This window comes from Rhizobium herbae (assembly GCF_019511375.1).
Lineage (GTDB): Bacteria > Pseudomonadota > Alphaproteobacteria > Rhizobiales > Rhizobiaceae > Pararhizobium > Pararhizobium herbae_A.
This window is the reverse complement of sequence record NZ_JAEUAO010000008.1, coordinates 87099-110464: the sequence shown is the minus strand read 5'-3', so window position 1 is coordinate 110464 and position 23366 is coordinate 87099. Positions and strand designations below refer to the sequence as shown.

22 protein-coding genes are annotated in these 23366 nt (G+C 63.0%); 18 read left to right on the top strand and 4 right to left on the bottom strand.

Annotation, left to right across the window (positions count from 1 at the left end; translation table 11 throughout):
• Positions 1 to 11 precede the first annotated feature (11 nt).
• From sucC to JNB71_RS24010, 11 genes are all read left to right on the top strand, one after another.
• Positions 12 to 1205: an ADP-forming succinate--CoA ligase subunit beta gene (gene sucC, locus JNB71_RS24060; RefSeq protein WP_220374293.1), complete on the top strand. Its 1194-nt coding sequence runs from the start codon at positions 12 to 14 to the stop codon at positions 1203 to 1205.
• An 18-nt stretch (positions 1206 to 1223) separates the two neighbouring features.
• The gene (gene sucD, locus JNB71_RS24055; protein ID WP_220374292.1) at positions 1224 to 2126 is read left to right on the top strand and encodes a succinate--CoA ligase subunit alpha; all 903 of its coding nucleotides are present in this window, start codon (positions 1224 to 1226) and stop codon (positions 2124 to 2126) included.
• 161 nt (positions 2127 to 2287) lie between these two features.
• Positions 2288 to 5284, top strand: coding sequence for a 2-oxoglutarate dehydrogenase E1 component (locus JNB71_RS24050; protein ID WP_220374291.1), 2997 nt, complete (start codon positions 2288 to 2290; stop codon positions 5282 to 5284).
• 11 nt (positions 5285 to 5295) lie between these two features.
• A complete protein-coding gene (locus JNB71_RS24045) occupies positions 5296 to 5613 on the top strand; it encodes a YciI family protein (protein ID WP_220374290.1) in 318 nt (105 codons plus the stop codon).
• Between the two features lie 29 nt (positions 5614 to 5642).
• Entirely contained in the window at positions 5643 to 6881 is a 1239-nt protein-coding gene (gene odhB, locus JNB71_RS24040; RefSeq protein ID WP_220374289.1) for a 2-oxoglutarate dehydrogenase complex dihydrolipoyllysine-residue succinyltransferase, read from the top strand.
• 10 nt (positions 6882 to 6891) lie between these two features.
• Positions 6892 to 7305 carry an MAPEG family protein gene (locus tag JNB71_RS24035; protein WP_220374288.1) on the top strand — a complete coding sequence of 138 codons (414 nt, stop codon included), beginning with the start codon at positions 6892 to 6894 and terminating at the stop codon, positions 7303 to 7305.
• Between the two features lie 41 nt (positions 7306 to 7346).
• A complete protein-coding gene (locus JNB71_RS24030) occupies positions 7347 to 7988 on the top strand; it encodes a LysE family translocator (RefSeq protein WP_220374287.1) in 642 nt (213 codons plus the stop codon).
• A gap of 2 nt (positions 7989 to 7990) precedes the next feature.
• Positions 7991 to 8485, top strand: coding sequence for a hypothetical protein (locus JNB71_RS24025; RefSeq protein WP_220374286.1), 495 nt, complete (start codon positions 7991 to 7993; stop codon positions 8483 to 8485).
• A 2-nt stretch (positions 8486 to 8487) separates the two neighbouring features.
• Positions 8488 to 9240 (top strand): SDR family oxidoreductase, encoded by a 753-nt coding sequence (locus JNB71_RS24020; RefSeq protein ID WP_220374306.1) that lies wholly within the window; start codon positions 8488 to 8490, stop codon positions 9238 to 9240.
• Positions 9241 to 9262: 22 nt separating this feature from the next.
• On the top strand, positions 9263 to 10669 hold the full coding sequence (gene lpdA / locus JNB71_RS24015; protein ID WP_220374285.1) for a dihydrolipoyl dehydrogenase: 1407 nt from the start codon (positions 9263 to 9265) through the stop codon (positions 10667 to 10669).
• Positions 10670 to 11009: 340 nt separating this feature from the next.
• Positions 11010 to 11810, top strand: a complete 801-nt coding sequence (locus tag JNB71_RS24010; protein ID WP_220374284.1) for an alpha/beta hydrolase — start codon at positions 11010 to 11012, stop codon at positions 11808 to 11810.
• Between the two features lie 90 nt (positions 11811 to 11900).
• Here JNB71_RS24010 and ftsZ read toward each other — a convergent pair whose 3' ends face one another.
• On the bottom strand, positions 11901 to 12926 hold the full coding sequence (gene ftsZ, locus JNB71_RS24005) for a cell division protein FtsZ (protein WP_220374283.1): 1026 nt from the start codon (positions 12924 to 12926) through the stop codon (positions 11901 to 11903).
• A gap of 537 nt (positions 12927 to 13463) precedes the next feature.
• Here ftsZ and JNB71_RS24000 point away from each other — a divergent pair.
• Entirely contained in the window at positions 13464 to 13712 is a 249-nt protein-coding gene (locus JNB71_RS24000) for a hypothetical protein (RefSeq protein WP_220374282.1), read from the top strand.
• A gap of 16 nt (positions 13713 to 13728) precedes the next feature.
• Positions 13729 to 14082: an EF-hand domain-containing protein gene (locus JNB71_RS23995; RefSeq protein ID WP_220374281.1), complete on the top strand. Its 354-nt coding sequence runs from the start codon at positions 13729 to 13731 to the stop codon at positions 14080 to 14082.
• 104 nt (positions 14083 to 14186) lie between these two features.
• Here JNB71_RS23995 and JNB71_RS23990 read toward each other — a convergent pair whose 3' ends face one another.
• Together JNB71_RS23990 and JNB71_RS23985 are read right to left on the bottom strand one after the other, a co-directional pair.
• On the bottom strand, positions 14187 to 15269 hold the full coding sequence (locus JNB71_RS23990) for a TraB/GumN family protein (RefSeq protein WP_220374280.1): 1083 nt from the start codon (positions 15267 to 15269) through the stop codon (positions 14187 to 14189).
• A gap of 97 nt (positions 15270 to 15366) precedes the next feature.
• Positions 15367 to 16302 (bottom strand): tyrosine recombinase XerC, encoded by a 936-nt coding sequence (locus JNB71_RS23985; RefSeq protein ID WP_220374279.1) that lies wholly within the window; start codon positions 16300 to 16302, stop codon positions 15367 to 15369.
• Positions 16303 to 16437: 135 nt separating this feature from the next.
• Between JNB71_RS23985 and JNB71_RS23980 the strand changes: the two genes are divergently transcribed.
• Positions 16438 to 17370: a GNAT family N-acetyltransferase gene (locus tag JNB71_RS23980; protein WP_220374278.1), complete on the top strand. Its 933-nt coding sequence runs from the start codon at positions 16438 to 16440 to the stop codon at positions 17368 to 17370.
• Between the two features lie 108 nt (positions 17371 to 17478).
• Here the strand turns inward: JNB71_RS23980 and fsa are convergent, their stop codons facing one another.
• Positions 17479 to 18132 (bottom strand): fructose-6-phosphate aldolase, encoded by a 654-nt coding sequence (fsa, locus tag JNB71_RS23975; RefSeq protein WP_220374277.1) that lies wholly within the window; start codon positions 18130 to 18132, stop codon positions 17479 to 17481.
• 82 nt (positions 18133 to 18214) lie between these two features.
• On the opposite strand from fsa, the gene JNB71_RS23970 reads away from it, so the two are divergent.
• The 4 genes from JNB71_RS23970 (at position 18215) to atpA (ending at position 23353) form a co-directional block, all read left to right on the top strand.
• Positions 18215 to 20419 (top strand): primosomal protein N', encoded by a 2205-nt coding sequence (locus tag JNB71_RS23970; protein WP_220374276.1) that lies wholly within the window; start codon positions 18215 to 18217, stop codon positions 20417 to 20419.
• 190 nt (positions 20420 to 20609) lie between these two features.
• Positions 20610 to 20996, top strand: a complete 387-nt coding sequence (locus tag JNB71_RS23965; RefSeq protein ID WP_220374275.1) for a DUF4345 domain-containing protein — start codon at positions 20610 to 20612, stop codon at positions 20994 to 20996.
• 261 nt (positions 20997 to 21257) lie between these two features.
• Complete coding sequence (locus JNB71_RS23960; protein WP_220374274.1) at positions 21258 to 21824, top strand: F0F1 ATP synthase subunit delta; 567 nt, start codon at positions 21258 to 21260, stop codon at positions 21822 to 21824.
• The gene (gene atpA / locus JNB71_RS23955) at positions 21824 to 23353 is read left to right on the top strand and encodes a F0F1 ATP synthase subunit alpha (protein ID WP_220374273.1); all 1530 of its coding nucleotides are present in this window, start codon (positions 21824 to 21826) and stop codon (positions 23351 to 23353) included. The genes JNB71_RS23960 and atpA overlap by 1 nt, the downstream gene beginning before the upstream one ends.
• Positions 23354 to 23366: the final 13 nt, after the last annotated feature.

Sequence of the window (23366 nt, the reverse complement as noted above, 5' to 3'; positions counted from 1 at the left end):
GAAATTTCCCCATGAACATTCATGAATATCAGGCCAAGGCCCTGCTGAAGAGCTTTGGCGCACCGGTCGCGGAAGGTGTCGCCATCTTCTCCGCCGACGAAGCCGAAGCGGCTGCGAAGTCGCTTCCCGGCCCGCTCTATGTCGTCAAGAGCCAGATCCATGCGGGTGGCCGCGGCAAGGGCAAGTTCAAGGAACTCGGTCCGGAAGCCAAGGGCGGTGTGCGCCTGGCCTTCTCGATCGAGGAAGCCAAGGCCCACGCCAAGGAAATGCTCGGCAACACGCTGGTGACCGCGCAGACCGGCGAAGCCGGCAAGCAGGTCAACCGTCTCTACATCGAGGACGGCGCCGATATCGACCGCGAACTCTATTGCTCGCTGCTGGTCGACCGCTCCGTCGGCCGCGTTGCCTTCGTCGTCTCGACCGAGGGCGGCATGGACATCGAGGCTGTTGCCCATGACACGCCCGAGAAGATCCAGACCATCGCCATCGACCCGCTCGCCGGCGTCACCGCCGACAATCTGAGCGCCCTGACCTCGGCCCTCAAGCTCGAAGGCGAAGCCAAGGCCGATGCGGAAAAGCTTTTCCCGATCCTCTACAAGGCCTTCGTCGAGAAGGACATGAGCCTGCTCGAGATCAACCCGCTGATCGTCATGAAGAACGGCCGCGTGCGCGTTCTCGACGCCAAGGTGTCGTTCGACGGCAATGCGATCTTCCGTCACGACGACATCAAGGCGCTGCGCGACGAGACCGAGGAAGACGCCAAGGAAATCGAAGCCTCCAAGTGGGACCTCGCCTATGTCGCCCTCGACGGCAATATCGGCTGCATGGTCAATGGCGCCGGTCTCGCCATGGCGACGATGGACATCATCAAGCTCTACGGCAAGGAGCCGGCCAACTTCTGCGACGTCGGCGGCGGCGCCGGCAAGGAGAAGGTCGCGGCTGCCTTCAAGATCATCACGGCAGATCCCAAGGTCGAGGGCATCCTCGTCAACATCTTCGGCGGCATCATGAAGTGCGACGTCATCGCTGAAGGCGTTGTCGCCGCCGTGCAGGAAGTCGGCCTCAAGGTTCCGCTCGTCGTGCGCCTCGAAGGCACCAATGTCGAACTCGGCAAGAAGATCCTGAACGAGTCCGGTCTCGCGATTACCGCGGCTGACGACTTGGACGACGCGGCGAAGAAGATCGTCGCGGCGATCAACGGCTAATTTGAAGGACCGGAAAGTATGTCCATTCTCGTCAATAAAGACACCAAGGTCCTCGTACAGGGCTTGACCGGCAAGACCGGCACGTTCCACACCGAACAGGCGCTTGCTTACTACGGCACCCAGATGGTCGGCGGTATCCATCCGAAGAAGGGTGGCGAAACCTGGACCGGCTCGAAGGGCGAAAGCCTGCCGATCTTCGCGACCGTTGCCGAAGGCAAGGAAAAGACCGGCGCCGACGCGACCGTCATCTACGTTCCGCCGGCAGGTGCCGCGGACGCGATCATCGAGGCGATCGACGCGGAAATCCCGTTTATCACCTGCATTACCGAAGGTATTCCGGTCATGGATATGGTTCGCGTCAAGGCTCGCCTCGACCGTTCCAAGTCCCGTCTGCTCGGCCCGAATTGCCCGGGTATCCTGACGCCGGAAGAATGCAAGATCGGCATCATGCCGGGCTCGATCTTCCGCAAGGGTTCGGTCGGTATCGTTTCCCGTTCGGGCACGCTCACCTATGAAGCCGTGTTCCAGACCTCCAACGAAGGTCTCGGCCAGACCACGGCCGTCGGCATCGGCGGCGATCCGGTCAAGGGTACCGAGTTCATTGACGTGCTGGAGATGTTCCTCGCCGACGACGAGACCAAGTCGATCATCATGATCGGCGAAATCGGCGGCTCGGCCGAGGAAGACGCAGCACAGTTCCTGATCGACGAGGCCAAGAAGGGCCGCAAGAAGCCGATGGCCGGTTTCATTGCCGGCCGCACAGCGCCGAAGGGCCGCACCATGGGTCACGCCGGCGCCGTGGTTTCCGGCGGCAAGGGCGATGCGGAATCCAAGATCGCAGCGATGGAGCAGGCGGGCATTCGCGTGTCGCCGTCGCCGGCGCGTCTCGGCAAGACGCTGGTCGAAGTCCTCAAGGGCTGAGACAGCGCGGTGAGACCGGGCAGGTGGTTGGTGCCGGCCCGGCTACCCTCAACGGAAGAAGGCAACGGCGCCGCCGCGCCGATGCCAAAAAGGTCGACCGGGACCGAAAGCCGGCAAGAGTTAACAAGTCAGGAGGCGGACGGACAGGTCCGCGAAGCACCATGGCAAGGCAAGAAGCCAACGAGCAATTTCTGCTGACCTCGTTCCTCGACGGAGCGAATGCCAGCTATATCGAGCAGCTTTATGCGCGCTACGAAAGCGATCCGTCGTCGGTCTCCGGCGAGTGGCAGTCGTTCTTCAAGGCGCTGCAGGACCAGCCTGACGACGTGATCAAGGCGGCCAAGGGCGCCTCCTGGAAGAAGCCGAACTGGCCGATCGTCGCCAATGGCGAGCTGGTCTCGGCGCTCGATGGCGACTGGGGGACGGTCGAGAAGGTCATCGAAAAGAAGGTGAAGGCCAAGGCCGAGGAACAGGCTGTCGTCACCGGCGTTGCTCCGAGTGCCGCCGATGTCCACCAGCAGACCCGCGACAGCGTTCGCGCCATCATGATGATCCGCGCCTATCGCATGCGCGGCCATCTGCACGCCAAGCTCGATCCGCTCGGCATTGCAGCTCCCGTCGAGGACTATAACGAATTGTCGCCGAAGTCCTACGGCTTCGAGGAGAGCGACTATGATCGCCGCATCTTCCTCGACAACGTGCTTGGCCTCGAATATGCGACCATCCGCGAGATGCTCGAAATCCTCGAGCGCACCTATTGTTCGACGCTCGGCGTCGAGTTCATGCATATTTCCGATCCGGAAATCAAAGGCTGGGTCCAGGAGCGCATCGAAGGTCCCGACAAGGGCGTCGAGTTCACCGCAGAAGGCAAGAAGGCGATCCTGCAGAAGCTGGTCGAGGCGGAGGGCTTCGAGCAGTTCATCGACGTCAGGTACAAGGGCACCAAGCGGTTCGGCCTCGACGGCGGCGAATCGCTGATCCCGGCGCTGGAGCAGATCATCAAGCGCGGCGGCCAGCTCGGCCTCAAGGAAATCATCCTCGGCATGGCCCATCGCGGCCGTCTGAACGTGCTCACCAACGTCATGGGCAAGCCGCACCGCGCCGTGTTCCACGAGTTCAAGGGCGGTTCTGCAGCACCTGACGATGTCGAGGGTTCGGGCGACGTGAAGTACCATCTGGGTGCTTCTTCCGACCGCGAGTTCGACGGCAACAAGGTTCACCTGTCGCTGACGGCGAACCCGTCGCATCTGGAAATCGTCAACCCGGTCGTCATGGGCAAGGCCCGTGCCAAGCAGGACCAGATGGCGAAGGTCTTCGAGGGCGACATCATTCCCCTGTCGGAGCGTGCGCAGGTCATGCCGCTCTTGCTGCACGGCGATGCCGCCTTCGCCGGCCAGGGCGTGACGGCTGAAATCCTCGGGCTGTCCGGCCTGCGCGGCCATCGCGTCGCCGGCACCGTGCACTTCATCATCAACAACCAGATCGGCTTCACCACCAATCCGGCCTTCTCGCGCTCGTCGCCCTATCCGTCGGATGTGGCAAAGATGATCGAGGCGCCGATCTTCCATGTCAACGGCGACGATCCGGAAGCGGTCACTTACGCGGCCAAGATCGCCACCGAATTCCGGATGAAGTTCCACAAGCCTGTCGTCATCGACATGTTCTGCTATCGCCGCTTCGGCCATAACGAAGGCGACGAGCCGTCGTTCACGCAGCCGAAGATGTACAAGGTCATCCGCGCCCACAAGACGGTCGTCCAGCTCTATGGCGAACGCCTGATCGCCGAGGGCCTGATCACCGAAGGCGAGCTCGAGAAGATGCGGGCCGACTGGCGCGCCCATCTGGAGCAGGAATTCGAGGCGGGACAGGCCTACAAGCCGAACAAGGCCGACTGGCTGGACGGTGTCTGGTCGGGCCTGCGCGCCGCCGACAACCAGGACGAACAGCGCCGCGGCAAGACCTCGGTGCCGATGAAGACGCTGAAGGATGTCGGCCGCAAGCTGGCCGAAGTGCCAGCAGGCTTCAACGTTCACAAGACCGTCCAGCGCTTCATGGACAGCCGCGCCAACATGATCCAGACCGGCGAAGGCATCGACTGGGCGATGGCGGAAGCGCTGGCCTTCGGCACGCTCGCCATCGAAGGCACGAAGATCCGCCTGTCGGGCCAGGATTGCGAGCGCGGCACCTTCTCGCAGCGCCATTCGGTCCTCTACGACCAGGAGACTGAAGAACGCTATATCCCGCTTGCCAATCTGTCGCCGACCCAGGCGCGCTACGAGGTCATCAACTCGATGCTCTCGGAAGAGGCGGTCCTCGGCTTCGAATACGGCTATTCGCTCGCCCGTCCGAATGCCCTGACGCTGTGGGAAGCCCAGTTCGGTGACTTCGCCAACGGCGCGCAGGTCGTCTTCGACCAGTTCATCTCGTCGGGCGAACGCAAGTGGCTGCGCATGTCCGGTCTCGTCTGCCTGCTGCCGCATGGCTACGAAGGCCAGGGTCCGGAACACTCCTCGGCTCGCCTCGAGCGCTGGCTGCAGATGTGCGCCGAAGACAACATGCAGGTCGCCAACGTCACGACACCGGCGAACTACTTCCACATCCTGCGCCGTCAGGTGAAGCGCGATTTCCGCAAGCCGCTGATCATGATGACGCCGAAGTCGCTGCTGCGCCACAAGCGCGCCGTCTCTTCGCTGTCGGAAATGGCTGGCGAAAGCTCGTTCCATCGCCTGCTCTGGGACGACGCCGAAGTCATCAAGGACGGCCCGATCAAGCTGCAGAAGGACGCCAAGATCCGTCGCGTCGTTCTCTGCACCGGCAAGGTCTATTATGACCTGCTGGAAGAGCGCGAGAAGCGCGGTATCGACGATGTCTATCTGCTGCGCGTCGAGCAGCTCTATCCGTTCCCGGCCAAGGCGCTCATCAATGAGCTCTCGCGCTTCCGCAATGCGGAAATGGTCTGGTGTCAGGAAGAGCCGAAGAACATGGGCGCCTGGTCGTTCATCGACCCGTATCTGGAATGGGTGCTTGCCCATATCGATGCGAAGTACCAGCGCGTCCGCTACACCGGCCGTCCGGCCGCCGCCTCTCCGGCGACGGGCCTGATGTCCAAGCACCTCGCACAGCTCGCCGCCTTCCTAGAAGACGCGCTCGGCGGTTGAGGTAGCGCTCCATGGCCTATTTTCATCTGAAACTAGTGCCACCCCGCAGCACGTTTCCTCAGGACGCAACGCCTGAGGAAATGGCCGCGATGGAGCGTCACGCCGCCTATTGGCGGGCGCAAGCCGATGCGGGACGGGCGATTGCGGTCGGTCCCGTCTTTGCCAAGGACGGTGCCTGGGGCATGGCGCTGGTGGAAGTTCCCGACGGGAATGCCGCCCAGGCGCTTGCCGACGGCGACCCGGTCATCGCCGCCAGCCTCGGCTTCCGGTTCGAAATTGCCGCGATACCCAAACTCATTCTCCGGCACGTCGCCGCACCTGCCGCATAACCGATAACGATCAAAGTCAGGATCTGAAAATGGCCACAGAAATCCGCGTTCCTACCCTCGGAGAGTCCGTCAGCGAAGCGACCGTCGGCACATGGTTCAAGAAGGTGGGCGACACCGTCAAAGCCGATGAACCGCTGCTCGAGCTCGAAACCGACAAGGTGACCATCGAGGTTCCGGCGCCGGCCGCAGGCACGCTTTCCGAAATCGTCGCCAACGCCGGTGAAACCGTTGGTCTCGGCGCCCTGCTCGGCCAGATCGCCAACGGCGCCGCCGGCACCGCTGTGGCCGCGCCCGCGGCTGAAAAGAAGGTCGCCGCTCCGGCTGCCGCCGCCGCTGCCCCGATTGCAGCTGCTGCCCCGCAGGCCGCGTCTGCCATGCCGGCTGCTCCGGCCGCCGCCAAGATGCTTGCCGAAAACAACCTCAGCGCCGATCAGGTCGATGGCTCCGGCAAGCGCGGCCAGGTGCTGAAAGGCGATGTCATCGCGGCCGTCGCCAAGGGAATTTCGGCGCCGGCGGCTTCCGAGCCGGTCAAGATCGTGACCCGCGCTCCGTCGCCGGCCGAAGACGCACCGCGCGAAGAGCGCGTCAAGATGACCCGCCTGCGCCAGACCATCGCCAAGCGCCTGAAGGACGCCCAGAACACGGCGGCCATGCTCACCACCTATAACGAGGTGGACATGTCCGCCGTCATGGAACTGCGCAACCGCTACAAGGACCTTTTTGAAAAGAAGCACGGCGTCAAGCTCGGCTTCATGGGCTTCTTCACCAAGGCGGTGACGCATGCGCTGAAGGAAATCCCGGCCGTCAACGCCGAGATCGACGGCACCGACATCATCTACAAGAACTTCTGCCACATCGGCATGGCCGTCGGCACCGACAAGGGCCTGGTCGTTCCGGTCATCCGCGATGCCGACCAGATGTCGATCGCCGAAATCGAAAAGGATCTCGGCCGTCTTGCCAAGGCTGCGCGTGACGGCTCGCTTTCCATGGCAGACATGCAGGGCGGCACCTTCACGATCACCAATGGCGGCGTCTACGGCTCGCTGATGTCCTCGCCGATCCTCAACGCGCCGCAGTCCGGCATTCTCGGCATGCACAAGATCCAGGAGCGCCCGGTCGTCGTCGGCGGCCAGATCGTCATCCGTCCGATGATGTACCTGGCGCTCTCCTACGATCACCGGATGGTCGACGGCAAGGAGGCCGTGACCTTCCTGGTGCGCGTCAAGGAAAGCCTGGAAGATCCGGAACGTCTGGTTCTGGATCTGTAAGGAGCGCCCAATGGACGCGGCAGCGCTGGCGGCATCGCCATTTATTTCGCTCCTCGCCTGGAGCGTCATGCTGCTCGTCTTCCATGTCAGCCTCCAGGGCATGATGTCCACATTCGAACTCGGAGCGGCATGGAATGCCGGTCCGCGGGATGACGAAAGGAAGCCGTCCGGCAAGCTGGCCGGACGCGCCGAGCGGGCATCCGGCAATTTCCAGGAGACCTATCCGGCGTTCGTGGGACTGGCGCTTGCCCTTGCCATCGCCGGCGACCCGACCGGCTGGGGCCTGACCGGCGCCTGGCTTTGGTTTGCCTTCAGGATTGCCTATATTCCGCTTTATCTGGCGGGCGTTTCCTATGTCCGCTCGCTCATCTGGCTTGGCTCGCTCGCCGGGCTCCTCATCATGGTATCGGCGCTCGTTTTCTGACAGGAAAGCGGACACCCGACAGCGATAACCGGAGACGTGCCGTGCATCCCTATCTCCTCGAACTCGTGTCGCTGATGGCGATCTTCTCCTTCGCCATCGTCTCGCCCGGCGCCGATCTCGCCATGGTCATGCGCCAGTCGCTCGTTCACGGCCGCCGCGCGGCGATCATCACGTCCTTCGGCATCGGCACCGCGCTGATGTTCCATGTGACCTATACGATCCTCGGGCTTGGGCTGATCATCTCGCAGTCGATCTACCTGTTCAACATCGTCAAATGGTGCGGTGTCGCCTACCTGCTCTATATCGGTGTCAAGGCACTCAGGGCCGGCAGGACGGAGATCACGGTGCAGGCAGACGGCGTGGATGCGAATGGACAGCGTCAGTCGGCGCTGAAAGCCTTCGGTCTCGGATTTGCCGCCAATGCGCTGAACCCGAAGCCGGTGTTCTTCTTCCTGTCGATCTTCTCGACGGTGGTCAGCGCCCATACGCCGATCGCGGTGAAGTTCGGCTATGGTCTCGTCATGGCAAGCAGCCTCGTCCTCTGGTTCGTCGGCGTCAGCCTGTTCATGACGACGCCAAAGATGCGCGCCGCCTTCTCGCGCGCCAGCCAGTGGATCGATCGCGTCAGTGGCCTCGTCTTCATCGCCCTTGGCCTGAAGCTCGCCACGGAAAAGGCATCCTGAGCATGCGCCTTGCCGCTCCCGCATCGGTCCTGAGCGCACTGCTGGCGGCAATGCCGGCAGTAGCCGCCGATTGCCTGCAGGAGCAGGCGGTCTATGGCGATGCGGACGGCGCCTATGAGTTGGTTTTCGAACCGGTGGGCTCGGCCAGCGCCGTGACCAGCAATCATTTCAAGGTCAAGGTGGAAAAGACCGATCTGGTGCTCGACGGCGTCGTCATGCACTCGGGCGAACCCGTCCGGCCGAACGGCATGATCATGAACAACTGCCCGCAAGGCGACGTCACCGGTGAGGAGATCGCCGCCTGCACCGTCTGGGAAGGCGTCATCTATTCCATCAGTGCCGACGGCAAGGTCGGCTCCCTGCCCGAGGAGGGGTCGCAGGCGGCGGCGCAATTGCTGTTGCCTGATTTCGGTCCCGCTGTCCGCAACTCGTCCATCTGGGGCAAGGCGACCGTCGCGCCCTGGGATGTTCTGGCTTTGAAGGGATGCGTCCAATGAAGATCAGCGATCAACCCGTCCTTCTGGTGACCGGCGGCAGCCGCGGTATCGGGGCAGCCATCTGCCGCTCGGCGGCAGAACAGGGCTGGGCCGTTGCCGTCAACTACGCCTCGAACCGACCGGCCGCAGATGCCGTCGTCACCGCGATTACGCAGGCTGGCGGCAAGGCCGTCGCGGTCGAAGGCGATGTCGGCAGCGAAGCCGGCGTCGCGGCGATCTTTGACGCGGTGGACAAGGCCTTCGGCCGCCTCGACGGTCTCGTCAACAATGCCGGCATCGTCGGCATGCCGGCCCGTATCGACGAGATCAAGCCGGAGCGGCTCGACCGCATGCTTCGCGTCAACGTCTCCGGCTCGATCCTCTGCGCGGCCGCTGCCGTGCGGCGCATGTCGGTGCGTCACGGCGGCAAGGGCGGCGTGATCGTCAACATTTCCTCGATGGCCGCAGTGCTTGGCTCGGCCGGACAGTATGTCGACTATGCCGCGTCCAAGGGCGCGATCGATAGTTTCACCATCGGGCTGTCGCGCGAAGTCGCCTCGGACGGCATCCGCGTCAATGCGGTTCGTCCCGGCATCATCGATACGGAGCTACACGCCTCGGGCGGTCTTCCGGATCGCGCCCGCGAAATCTCGCCAAGCGTTCCCCTGAAACGGCCGGGCACCGCGCAAGAGGTCGCCGACGCCGTTCTCTACCTCATCTCCCCTTCGTCGTCCTATGTAACGGGCGCCATTCTCAACGTCAGCGGCGGACGATAGCCGCTCTCAGGAAGGACCATTCATGGCATATGATCTCATCGTTATCGGCACCGGACCTGGCGGCTATGTCTGCGCCATCAAGGCAGCCCAGCTCGGCCTGAAGGTCGGCGTCATCGAAAAGCGCGCCACCTATGGCGGTACCTGCCTCAATGTCGGCTGCATTCCCTCGAAGGCCCTGCTGCATGCCTCGGAGGTCTTTCACCATACCGCCCATGGCATCGACGCTCTCGGCGTCGAGGTTGGCGCTCCGAAGCTGAACCTTGAGAAGATGCTCGCCCACAAGGATGCGACGGTGAAAGCGAACGTTGACGGCGTCGCATTCCTGTTCAAGAAGAACAAGATCGATGCCTTCCAGGGCACCGGCAAGGTGCTTGGTGAAGGCAAGGTTTCGGTGACCAACGACGCGGGCGAGGAGCAGGTGATCGAGACGAAGAACATCGTCATCGCCACCGGCTCGGATGTTGCCGGCATTCCGGGCGTTGAGGTCGAGATCGACGAGAAGGTCATCATCTCCTCGACCGGCGGTATCGCGCTGGAAAAGGTTCCCGCCACCATGGTGGTCGTCGGCGGCGGCGTCATCGGCCTCGAGCTCGGCTCGGTCTGGTCGCGCCTCGGCGCCAAGGTGACCGTGGTCGAATATCTCGACACCATACTCGGCGGCATGGACGGCGAAGTCGCCAAGCAGTTCCAGCGGATGCTCGCCAAGCAGGGCATCGATATCAAGCTCGGCGCCAAGGTGACGGGCGTGGAAAAGACGGGTTCCGGCGCCAAGGTGACCTACGAGCCGGTCAAGGGCGGCGATGCCGCGACCGTCGATGCAGAGGTCGTGCTGATCGCCACCGGCCGCAAGCCGTTCACCGAGGGTCTCGGCCTCGCCAAGGCCGGCGTCGTCATGGACACGCGCGGCCGCGTCGAGATCAACAACCATTTCCAGACCAGCATTCCCGGCATCTATGCGATCGGCGACGTCGTGCGCGGTCCGATGCTCGCCCACAAGGCGGAAGACGAGGGTGTCGCCGTTGCCGAGATCATCGCCGGCCAGGCAGGCCACGTGAACTACGACGTCATACCGAGCGTCGTCTACACCCAGCCGGAAGTCGCCTCCGTCGGCAAGACCGAGGAAGAGCTGAAGGCGGCGGGCATCGCCTATAAGGTCGGCAAGTTCCCGTTCACCGCCAACGGCCGCGCCCGCGCCATGCTGGCCACCGACGGCTTCGTCAAGATCCTCGCCGATCAGGCCACCGACCGCGTGCTCGGCGGCCATATCGTCGGCTTCGGCGCCGGCGAGATGATCCACGAGATCGCGGTGCTGATGGAATTCGGCGGCTCCTCGGAAGATCTCGGCCGCACCTGCCACGCCCACCCGACCATGTCGGAAGCGGTCAAGGAAGCGGCACTGGCAACCTTCGCAAAGCCGATCCATATGTAATGAACTGCAAGGGGCCGTGACAATCGGCCCCTTGCACCTGTCCGGCGGGCGCCTGCCATCGCTGCGGCTTCGAGCCGTTACGGCGTTGTCGGGAATGCGAAAAAACAAAAAGCGTTTTTGTGAGCGGGAACACAATACACGGCGGCGTCAAAAATACCCCGACGGTCACTTTGTGACATCTCCCGCTCAGCGGGATCGCGAGCAAGAGGGTGGCCCCACAACTCCATGCGCTCGCCGCTTCCGCTTGACGGTGCCGGGCGCGCAAGTCCGCCATGTCAGGCAGGCGGGTTTGCGGTGGAATAGATGTGGACTCTGACGAACCTTCCGGTGAACATGCCGCATGAGCGCCGCAAAACTCCTGCTGATCCTGCCGCTGACGGCGGCCTTCGCCTATATGTCGCTGGTTGGCCTGGTGTATCTTTCGCAACGCGCCCTCCTCTTTCCCGGCACAAGCGCGGCACCTGCCTCAGAGCACGCAGAGTGGGGCGAGAAGGTCTCCATCAAGACGCCCGACGGAGAAATGCTTCATGGACTCTATAGCCATGGCACAACCGGCAAGCCGAGCGTTCTGCTCTTTTTCGGGAACGGCGATCGTGTCGGCAGCTACGGCTTTCTCGCGCAGGCGCTGGCCGCGCGAGGCATCGGGTTGCTGGCGACTTCCTATCGCGGCTATCAGGGATCGACCGGCTCTCCGAGTGAGGAGGCGCTGCTGGCCGACGGGATCGCGGCGTTCGACTGGCTTTCAGCACGCTCCAAAAGCGAGATCGTTGTGCTTGGCCGCTCGCTGGGCACCGGCATCGCCGTGAACACGGCCGCGCAGAGGCCGGCCATCGGCGTGGTTCTCGTGTCCGCATACCTGTCGGTCCTGTCGCTCGCGCAGTCGCACTATCCGTTCTTTCCGGTCGCGCTTCTCATCAAGGATCCGTTCCGCTCGGACCTCAAGATAGCGAAGGTGAGCCAACCAAAGCTGTTCATCCATGGTCGGCGTGACGCCAGCATCCCCCTGTCTTCGGGCGAGGCCTTGTACCGCATCGCCCCCGAACCCAAGCAAATGCTGATCGACGACGACTCGGGTCACAATGATATCTGGAATGACCGGACGGTTGCCGACGTCATCCGCTTCGTGGAGGCGTTGAAATGAACCGCTGCCGAGCCGGAGCTTGGTGAGCAGCGCGATCACGTGGCGAGCGGGCGGCGGGAAACTCGCCGCCCGCTAGGTAGCCTCTTTGGCCTACTGCAGTGTCCGCGCCTGCACCGGCTGCGTTGCGCCGGCCGGAACCTCGCTGCCCGGGGCGTGCTGATCGAGGCCCGTGGCGACGACCGAAACGCGGAAGACGCCGTCCAGTTCCTTGTCGAAGATTGCGCCGACGACGATGTCGGCGTCCTCGTAGACCTCCTCGCGGATGCGGGTCGCTGCCTCATCCACTTCGAACAGCGTCATATCGGAGCCGCCGGAAATCGAGATCAGCACGCCCCTGGCGCCCTTCATCGAGACTTCGCTCAAGAGCGGATTGGCGATCGCCGCCTCGGCGGCCTTGGAGGCGCGACCGTCGCCGATCGCTTCGCCGGTTCCCATCATTGCCCGGCCCATGCCCTTCATCACCGATTTGACGTCAGCGAAGTCGAGGTTGATCAGGCCTTCCTTGACAATCAGGTCGGTGATGCAGCCGACACCGGAGTAGAGAACCCGGTCGGCGATGACGAAGGCATCGGCAAAGGTGGTCTTCGCATCGGCGATACGGAAGAGGTTCTGGTTGGGGATGACGATCACGGTGTCGGCCGCTTCGCGAAGCCGTTCGATGCCTTCCTCGGCTGCCTGCATGCGCCGCTTGCCTTCGAAGCTGAACGGCTTTGTGACGACGCCGACGGTGAGGATGCCGGCCTTGCGGGCAGCGGCGGCGATCACCGGCGCAGCACCCGTTCCGGTGCCGCCGCCCATGCCAGCGGTGACGAAGCACATATGGGTGCCGCCAAGGTGATCCATGATCTCGTCGATCGATTCCTCCGCCGCGGCGCGTCCGACGTCCGGCAGCGATCCGGCACCGAGGCCTTCGGTCACCTGCGCCCCAAGCTGGATCAGCCGCGGCGCCTTCGACATGGTGAGCGCCTGCGCATCCGTGTTGGCGGCAACGAAGTCGGCGCCCTGCAGGCCTTCGGCGATCATGTTGTTGATGGCGTTGCCGCCGCCGCCGCCGACGCCGATGACGGTGATCTTAGGTCTCATCTCCGAAATCACGGGTTTCTTGATCTCTGACATCTCGTCATCTCCTTGGAACGTAGTCGCTGCCCCGGCACGTATGGAAGCGCGTTCCGGAAGCTGCAACAAGAATGCGAAGCGGAGCGGGCGCGAATCAGGCCGCCGCAGGTTATCTTCGCAAAAAGGCAGAGAGACGGCGCGGGTGCAAGTGTGTGGTGCCTTGCTTTGACGACGATGGACGGATTTGCAACGATTTTGCGTGAGGGGTCCCCACTATCGAGCGCGCCCGGTTCCACGCGCGCAGGATCGAGCGGCAATCCGCGACGCCGTCGGGACCGTCGGCAGACGCGCAGAGTTGTCATCATGCATGCCCAGTTGTAGTATCGGTACCGGGTCTCCAGCGAGGCCCGATGCCGTACGGTGTGTGAATTCGTCAAGCTCTTGCCGCCCTGATGTTGAATACCTTCTGGCGAGCCATTTATTGACCTTACACAGGCGCCTTTCCCGCCGAGGAGGCGAAAGCTTATTTTATCCGGGCAGCAGGCCAGCAAATCCACCGATCCAGTCGCGATCGTGATGGAAACTGTGGAGGAAGAAATGAGCAAACGTACTGTAACTGTCACCCTTGCAGGGTGCTTGGCGCTGTCCGCCTGCCAGTCTGCACCGACATCCCAGGCTGTCGTCGATCGCAACGCCGAATTCGGCTGCGTTGCGGGAACGGTCGGCGGCGCGATCGTCGGCGGCCTGATTGGAAGCACCATCGGCTCCGGAACCGGCCAGATCGCCGCGATCGGAGGTGGCATCGGCCTCGGCGGCCTGCTCGGCAACCGCCTGACATGCGCGTAAGGGGGCGGGTTCGGCCATGAAAAAAAGAGCCATGATCGCCATATTGCTGCTGTGCCAGCCAACGTTTGTCGCCGCGCAGGATCAGCCGGTGTCCATGTATCAGGGGCAAAAGGACAAGCTTGACAGCAATTCCAACGGTACCGTCGAACGCTCGGAGTATCAGGCCTTCATGGCGACCGCGTTCACGAGCCTGGACAAGAACAAGGATGGCAGCTTGCAGTCCGCGGAAGTGGCGAAGGTGTTGACCACCCAGCAGTTCTCCCTCAGCGATGCCAATCGCGACGGTGTCGTTGGCCAGAGCGAATTCATGGATCGGGTCATGACGGATTTCACCGCCGCAGATCGCAGCGGGGACGGCAGTCTGCAATAAGTTTGGGTTGCTGTTCGATACCCCGGCATTTCCGCTGTCGGATCTGCCGGGGCATCAGTCGGGACTGCAGGGTTGTGCGCCGCTGCCGGCCGCTGGCTCTGGCTTCAATTGACCGCGGTGATGCTGAAACCGTCCTTGCGCAACAATTCGATCACGCCCTCATCCCCCGGCAGGTGCAGCGCACCAACCGCCATGAAGACGTTGCCCTCGTCGAGGATCGGCCTCGCGCGGGCGGCCATGGTCTTGTTGCGGTCGATGACGATGCGCTGCTCGAAATCGGCGTAATCGGTGCTGTTGCCAGGTGACTTCTCCTCCGAAACGGCCTTCATCAGCGGCATGACCATGCCGGTATCGCCGGTCAGATAGAGTTCCGTCGTCGTCTCCATCACGTCGGCGACGGTGTCGCCGAGATCAAGCGTCTCCATCAGCGCTTCGAGATGAAATTGCACCGGCAGCGCGTCCATGGCCTTCAGTTGCTCCACCAGCGTTTCCAGACCTTTCAGGCTCTTGCCCTGTTTCAAGGCATCCTCCGCCAGTTTCTTGTCGAGGAACGAGGCGCCGGCCGCCTTGCGGCTCATCTCGCAGGCGGGAAGGGCGACGAAGCTGGCGATCATCCAGGGCTTCATCTTCGCCACCAAGGTCAAGGGAATGCCGCGCTCCTTCAATCCTGCCGTCAGCTTTTCCTGTTCCTCGGCCCTTAGAAAGTCCTTGATCGACTTGCCGTCGGTAAACATCGTCAGTTCCGGCTGCATCAGGAGCGCTGCCGCCGCCTTTCGCTCGTCGACGATCTCGTCGGATTCCACGACCACGGTCTTTGCGGTTTCATACGCCTCGCTGGCACCCCTGGGCATGGCAAGCACGCGCGGATCGGTGACATGCATGGTGCCCAGCAGATAGGACGGCCCGACACCCGGCTTCTCGATCTTCCAGAACAGACCCTTGCCGTTCGGCACGGCCGCGGCCAGCCTTTCAAGAGCGGCAAACCGCGCGGGATCGGAGGCGCGCATCTCGGCGATCAGGTTCCTGCCGCCGCAGGCGTCCTCAGCCGCATGGGCCGGCGAGAGGGAGAGAAGCGTGACAATCAGGCTGAGAGCACACAGCACATGCAGCGTCGCGACGAGCGTGAGAACCGTGTCGCCCAGTTCCCTTGCCACGGCGCGGGCCGGCTTTGCCAGATGCTGAAACATTATCGATCCTGTGTGTGGCGGTTCATCACACCAGCCTAACCTGGCAAGCCTCACGCGTGTTTAACAAAGCTGGTTAACGCTTCGACGAGGGCGAAATTCAGGCGCGCGGATGCGCGCGGTCGTAGATTTCCAGGAGTCGGGCGGAATCGACGCCGGTATAGACCTGGGTGGTCGACAGGCTGGCATGGCCGAGCAGTTCCTGGATGGTCCGCAAGTCGCCGCCGCCGGTCAGAAGATGCGTGGCGAAGGAGTGGCGCAGCGCATGCGGCGTTGCAGTATCCGGCAGACCGAGCGCGCCGCGCAACCGCTGCATTTCGCGCTGGACGATCGCCGCCTGCAGCTTGCCGCCCTTGGCGCCGCGAAACAGCGGGCCGTCGTCAACAAGGTGATAGGGGCAGAGTTTTTCATAGGCCCGCACGGCTTCGGCCGCGGCCGCGATCAGCGGCACCACACGCGTCTTGCCCCCCTTGCCATGGATGCGCAGCGCCGTCGGCGTGCCGGCAAAATCGGAGGGCGTCAGGTCGAGCGCTTCGGAGATGCGCAAACCGCACCCGTAAAGCAAGGTGAGGACGGCGGCGTTGCGGCTGGCAATCCAGGGTTCCTCGGCAAGCTGCGCCTCATGGGTGACGACGGTCAATGCGTCCTTGTCCGTCAGCGGCTTGGGCAAGGATTTCGGCTGTTTCGGCGAGCGGACGGCCGCTGCGCCGGCGGCGTTGGCGAGGCCCTTCTTCTCCAGATGCCTAAGGAAGGAGCGCAGCCCGGCAAGCCCGCGACCGAGCGTTCGTGCACCGGCTCCCTCCTTTCTGCGGGCCGCAAGGAAACCGCGCAGGTCGCCGGGACGCAGCGCGTGGATATCGCTCAAGCGGACCGGGCCGCTCAGGTGGCCGGTGAGGAAGTGCAGGAACTGCCGCGTGTCGCGCTCATAGGCGACGACGGTCTTTTCCGATAGCCGCCGTTCCCGGCTGAGCGCCGCCAGCCACAGCTGGCGCTCCGCCATCAGTTCCGGATGGCCGATAATCAGCAGTTCGTTCATACTCGTCTTCCCCGCCATTCGGTCGTGGCGAGTTTGCCCCGGATGCCGTTATGTTTTTCCTAATGACCCTTGGAAACTGTCACGTCCGGATCATATTCACCTGCGATAGCTGAACGCAGACGAGGCGGGAAGACGATGGCAACACGCGATTCGGCGAGCGGTTTCACGTATTTTGCAGAGACGATCGCGCTGGTTTCCCAGGGCCAGCCGGGGCATATCGTCGACAGGCTGATTGCCGAGCGTGGTGAGCGCATCGTCAGGCATCCGCTCTGGCCGGTGATGCGGCCGTTTCTCTATACGGTCCTGAATTATCGCAAGGCCATCGAGTTCGCCGACAATGTCGCCAACCTGCCGGGCTTTCATGCCTTTCAGTATCTGAGCGATGTCCTCGCGCTCGATATCCGTGTTCGCAATGCCGAGCGCATTCCCCAAACCGGCGGCTTCCTGCTGGTCAGCAACCATCCGACCGGCATTGCCGACGGCGTCGCCGTCTTCGACCTTCTGAAAGAGCGCCGGTCCGACATGATGTTCTTCGCCAATCGCGATGCCATCCGGGTCAATCCGCGCCTTGTCGAGATGGTCATTCCGGTGGAATGGCGCGACGACTACAAGACCAAGCTGAAGGCGCGCGAAACGCTGCAGGTCACCAACCGGGCGATCGCGGAAGGCAAGGCGACCGTGCTCTTTCCGTCCGGCCGCATCGCCTATTGGGCGGACGGTCGGCTCAACGAGCGCCCGTGGAAGACGTCGGCCGTCGGCTTTGCCCGCAAATACAATCTGCCGATCCTGCCGGTGCACATGGCGGCGCGCAATTCCGGCCTGTTCTACTGGCTGGCCAAGTGGTCGACCGAACTGCGCGACATGACGGTTTTCCACGAGCTTTTGAACAAGAAGGGCAACATCTTCGATTTCACCATCGGCCACCTCATCGGGCCTGATGCGCTGGACGGCGATCCGGCCCAGGTGACGCGCGCGCTGGAGAGCCACACGGTGTTTGGTCTGGCGCGGGATGGCGATGCGGTGTTCAAGGCTGTTCCTTCGCCGGAGCCCATCGCAAGGGACGATTAGCTAGCACCGTAAAACTGCTGCATAATTCCTTAAGTAATTTCCATTCCCCACAAAAAAGCCCCGCGATCGGTTCGCGAGGCTTCGAGGTCATTCAACGCCCTGAACCAATCAGGCGATCTTCTGGCCGGTCTTGGCCCAGTCGGCGAGGAAGGCTTCGAGGCCTCTGTCGGTCAGCGGGTGCTTGACCAGCGCCTTTAGCGTTGCCGGCGGTGCGGTGATCACGTCGGCGCCGATGAGGGCTGCTTCCTTGACGTGGTTGACCGTGCGCATCGAGGCGGCGAGGATTTCGGTCTCGTAGCCGTAATTGTCGAAGATCTGGCGGATTTCGCGGATAAGGTCCATGCCGTCGAAGGCGATGTCGTCAAGCCGACCGACGAAGGGTGACACGAAGGTGGCGCCGGCCTTGGCGGCGAGCAGCGCCTGGTTGGCCGAGAAGCACAGCGTCACGTTCGTCTGGTGACCGTCGGAGGTCAGGTTCTTGCAGGCCTTCAGGCCATCGAGCGTCAGCGGCAGCTTGATGCAGATGTTGTCGGCGATCTTCGAAATGACGGCAGCTTCCTTCATCATCGATTCGTAATCGGTCGCCGCGACTTCAGCCGAAACCGGGCCTTCGACGATGCCGCAGATTTCCTTGGTGACTTCCAGGATGTTGCGGCCGGACTTCAGGATCAGCGACGGATTGGTCGTCACGCCATCGACGAGCCCGAGGTCGTTCAACTCCCGGATTTCGTTCACATCGGCTGTATCGACAAAAAACTTCATGGGTATTCTCCCTTGGGATGCGCGGGCTGCTTGGTGCTTCGGGGGTTTTCTTTAACGCAATCCGCAGGCAAGGTCACGGCCGATGACCGAAGATTCGACCGATTTGTTTGACGGCCTGTTCGCCCGCCGGGTCGTGCCCGTGCTGGTGCCGATGCCCGCTCCGAAAGCATACTCCTATACGGTGCCGGAAGGAATGGCCGTCGAACCAGGTTCGATCGTGCAGGTGCCGCTCGGACCGCGCCAGGTCATGGGCGTCGTCTGGGACGGCACGGATGACGGCGGCATCGACCCGAAGAAGCTCAAGGCCCTTACACGGGTGTTCGACTGCCCGCCGCTCGGCAAAGACATGCGCGCTTTCATCGACTGGGTCGCAACCTATACCGTCTCGCCACCCGGTCTCGTCGCCCGCATGGCGCTGCGCGCGCCGGCCGCCTTCGATCCGGAGCCGATGATCGAGGGGTTGCGGCTTACTGACACGCGGCCCGAACGGATGACGACAGCGCGGGAGCGGGTAATCGCCGCTGCCGATAACGGCTTTGCCTGGACCCGCTCGGGCCTTGCCCATGCGGCGGGAACCTCATCGAGCGTGATCGACGGGCTCCTGGCGCAGGGCGTGTTCGAGACGGTCTTCATGGCGCCGCCGCCGGTCGTGGCTGTGCCCGACCCGGACTATGTCGAGCCTCGTCTCGAAGGACCGCAGAAACGGGCGGCGCAGGACCTGTTGGAGAGTGTTGCGGCAGGCGGTTTTTCCGTCTCGCTGATCGACGGCATCACCGGCTCCGGCAAAACCGAGGTCTATTTCGAAGCAATCGCGGCGACGCTGAGGGCGGGCAAGCAGGTCTTGATCCTTTTGCCCGAAATCGCGCTGACGGCGAGCTTCCTCGAGCGCTTCCAGGACCGCTTCGGCTCGAAGCCCGCCGAGTGGCACTCCGATCTCGCGCCGCGCACCCGCGAAAAGGTCTGGCGGCAGGTGACGGAGGGAGGCGTGCGCGTTGTCGCCGGCGCCCGCTCCGCGCTGTTCCTGCCGTTCGAGAATCTCGGCCTCATCATCGTCGACGAGGAGCATGATCCGGCCTACAAGCAGGAAGACCGCGTGTTCTACAATGCGCGCGACATGGCCGTCGTGCGCGCCCGCATCGGCGATTTTCCGATCGTGCTCGTCTCGGCGACGCCTTCGGTCGAGAGCCGGGTGAACGGCGATCTCGGCCGCTACAGGCCGATCCACCTGCCGACGCGCTTCGGCGACGCGGCACTCCCCGATCTCGGCGTCGTCGACATGCGCCGGCATCCGCCCGAGCGCGGCGGCTTCCTGTCGCCGGTACTGTTGAACCAGATCGGCAAGGCCGTCGGGCGCGGCGAGCAGGCGCTCCTGTTCCTCAATCGCCGCGGCTATGCGCCGCTGACGCTCTGCCGCGTCTGCGGCCATCGCTTCCAGTGTCCCGATTGCTCGAGTTGGCTGGTCGAGCACCGGTTCCGTGAGCAGATCCAGTGCCATCATTGCGGCTATGCGCAAAGGACGCCGGAGAGCTGCCCGGAATGCGGCACCTTTGATCATCTGGTTGCCTGCGGTCCCGGCGTCGAGCGCATCGCCGAAGAGGTCGACCGGCATTTCCCCGATGCCCGCACCATCGTGCTTTCCTCCGACCTGATGGGCGTCAAGCGACTACGGCTGGAACTGGAGGCCATTGCCCGTGGCGAAGCGGATATCATCGTCGGCACGCAGCTCGTCGCCAAGGGCCATAATTTCCCAATGATGACCTTCGTCGGCGTCGTCGACGCCGATATCGGCCTTGCCAATGGCGACCCGCGGGCAGCCGAGCGAACGTTCCAGCTGCTCAGCCAGGTGACGGGGCGGGCGGGGCGCACCGGCCTGAAGAGCCTCGGCCTCTTGCAGACTTACCAGCCGCAGCATCCGGTGATGCAGGCGATCGTGTCGGGTGATTCGGAAGCGTTTTACGAACGGGAGATCAACGAGCGCGAAAAGGCGCTGTTGCCGCCATTCGGCCGGCTGGCCTCCGTCATCGTCTCGGCCGATAACCGCGCCGATGCGGAGGCGCACGCACGCGGCTTGCGGCAGGCCGCACCCCGCGTCAGCGGCATCAGCATCCTCGGGCCGGCCGAGGCGCCACTGGCGCTGATCCGCGGCCGTCACCGCTTCCGGCTTCTGGTGCACGGGCGCCGCAACAGCGACATGCAGGCCTTCGTGAAGACGATGATGGCGTGCGGTCCGAAAGTGCGCGGCTCCGTCAGCGTCCAGCTCGATATCGACCCGCAGAGTTTTCTGTGAGGCGACGGTATCGGCCGGTCTCCCTTCCAGGCATTACCGCTGCTTCGCAGATTGACGCCAACAAAGGACAACACGCTGGGTTCCAGATAGATGTGCGATGTGGGGCGCATGCCCAATCATGATCGTCTTTTCGGAAGAATCCGTCTGTGCGATAAGCGATTCGGCTGAGCGAGCAGGCGAGGGGCGCACCATGGAGTTCTACATTCCGGCGGAAACAGGGGAATTCCTGGCGTTCTGCGCGGCCGTGGTCACGGCGTTGATCGGGGTCGTCTTTCTCTTTGCGCCCGGTCTCGCCTACCGGGCCGTCGGTATCGATTTGCGTGAGGGCCGGCGCGGCGGCTATGCCGAGGCACGGTCGACCATGGGTGGCTTTCATCTTGGCCTCGGCATCGCCGCCCTCCTTCTCGCCCAGCCGATGGTGTATCTGGCGCTCGGTGCCGCCTTCGCTCTCGCCGCTTTCGGCCGCATCCTGTCGATGCTTTCGGACGGCGGCAATACCGTCATGAACTGGTTGTTCCTGAGCGTTCAAATCGTGCTCGCGGCCTTGCCCTTGGCCTATGTCTTCGGCCTCGTCTGAGGACGTTTTGCGGCGGGCACACAGCGACTTCGCCAGCGCATACCCCATTTTCGACGAAATTCGGCCAAACGATGCAGACTTATCACGCATTCCTACCGTTCGCGTGTTGCGAGTCCAGATATCCTATGCTAGACGAACCGCGACTTGTGGGGGAAGCAGGCCGCCCGGCTTGCGCATTCCTCAAAATACCGCAACAGATTCAAGGCGTTGGGTTTACGGTTTTTCCGCAGACATCGCCCTGGAGTAAAATAAGAGAAGTTTGTGCCCGTGGCAGACACATCCCAGCTTATTTCCGGTGTTGCAGAAAGGTACGCGTCTTCGCTTTTCGATCTCGCGCTTGAAGCGGGAGCGGTGGAGAGCGTCGGGTCTGATCTGGACGCATTCCAGCGCATGATCGATGACAGTGCCGATCTGAAGCGCCTCATCGTCAGCCCGGTCTTTTCTGCCGACGACCAGTTCAAGGCCATTTCCGCGATCGTCGCGAAGGCCGGCATTACGGGTCTGGTGGGCAATTTCCTGAAAGTCGTTGCGCGCAATCGCCGCCTGTTCGCGGTTCCCGGCATCGTCAAGTCGTATCGCGAAATCGCCGCCCGTCATCGGGGCGAGGTTTCCGCTGAGGTGACTTCGGCGCACGCGCTCACGACAGAGCAGCAAACTGAATTGAAGGCGGCGCTCAAGGGCGTCACCGGCAAAGACGTGGCGGTCAACGTCACCGTCGATCCGTCTATTCTCGGTGGTTTGATCGTCAAGGTCGGGTCCCGCCAGATTGACACTTCCCTTCGCACAAAGCTCTCGAGCCTTAAGCTTGCACTGAAAGAGGTCGGCTGATGGATATCCGCGCCGCGGAAATTTCCGCAATTCTGAAAGATCAAATCAAAAACTTCGGCCAGGAGGCAGTCGTCTCCGAAGTCGGTCAGGTGCTTTCCGTCGGTGACGGTATTGCCCGCGTCTACGGTCTGGACAATGTCCAGGCCGGCGAGATGGTTGAATTCCCAGGCGGAATTCGCGGCATGGCGCTGAACCTGGAAGCCGACAACGTCGGTGTCGTTATTTTCGGCGCCGACCGCGAAATCAAGGAGGGCGACACCGTCAAGCGGACCGGCGCCATCGTTGACGTTCCGGTTGGTCCGGAACTGCTCGGCCGCGTCGTGGACGCGCTCGGCAATCCGATCGACGGCAAGGGTCCGATCAATGCCAAGCAGCGCTCGCGCGTCGACGTCAAGGCTCCGGGCATTATCCCGCGCAAGTCGGTGCACGAGCCGATGTCGACCGGTCTCAAGGCCATCGACGCGCTGATCCCGGTTGGCCGCGGCCAGCGCGAGCTCGTCATCGGCGACCGCCAGACCGGCAAGACCGCCATCATTCTGGACACGATCCTGAACCAGAAGGCCATTCACGACAACGGCCCGGAAGCGGAAAAGCTGTACTGCGTCTACGTCGCCATCGGCCAGAAGCGTTCGACGGTTGCTCAGTTCGTCAAGGTGCTCGAAGAGCGTGGCGCCCTGAAGTACTCGATCATTATTGCTGCGACGGCCTCCGATCCTGCTCCGATGCAGTATCTCGCACCGTTCGCCGGCGCTGCCATGGGCGAGTATTTCCGCGACAACGGCATGCACGCGCTGATCGGTTACGACGACCTTTCCAAGCAGGCCGTCGCCTATCGTCAGATGTCGCTTCTTCTGCGTCGTCCTCCGGGTCGCGAAGCCTATCCGGGCGACGTTTTCTACCTGCACTCCCGCCTTCTCGAGCGCGCTGCAAAGCTGTCGGACGACAAGGGCGCTGGTTCGCTGACGGCTCTGCCGGTCATCGAAACCCAGGGTAACGACGTTTCGGCGTTCATTCCGACCAACGTGATTTCGATCACCGACGGCCAGATCTTCCTTGAAACCGACCTGTTCTACCAGGGTATCCGCCCGGCCGTGAACGTCGGTCTGTCGGTTTCCCGCGTCGGTTCGGCCGCCCAGGTCAAGGCGATGAAGCAGGTTGCCGGCTCGATCAAGGGCGAACTCGCCCAGTATCGCGAAATGGCCGCCTTCGCCCAGTTCGGTTCGGACCTCGACGCTGCAACGCAGCGCCTGCTGAACCGCGGTGCTCGCCTGACCGAACTCCTGAAGCAGCCGCAGTTCTCGCCGCTGAAGACGGAAGAGCAGGTCGCGGTGATCTTCGCCGGCGTCAACGGCTACCTCGACAAGATCGCCGTCAACAAGGTTGGCGCCTTCGAACAGGGGCTGCTTTCGCACATGCGCTCCGAGGGCAAGGGCATTCTCGATACGATCCGCACGGAAAAGGCCATCAGCGACGACACCAAGGGCAAGCTCAAGGCTGCTCTCGACGCCTTCGCAAAATCCTTCGCCTGATCGGGTTCCATTA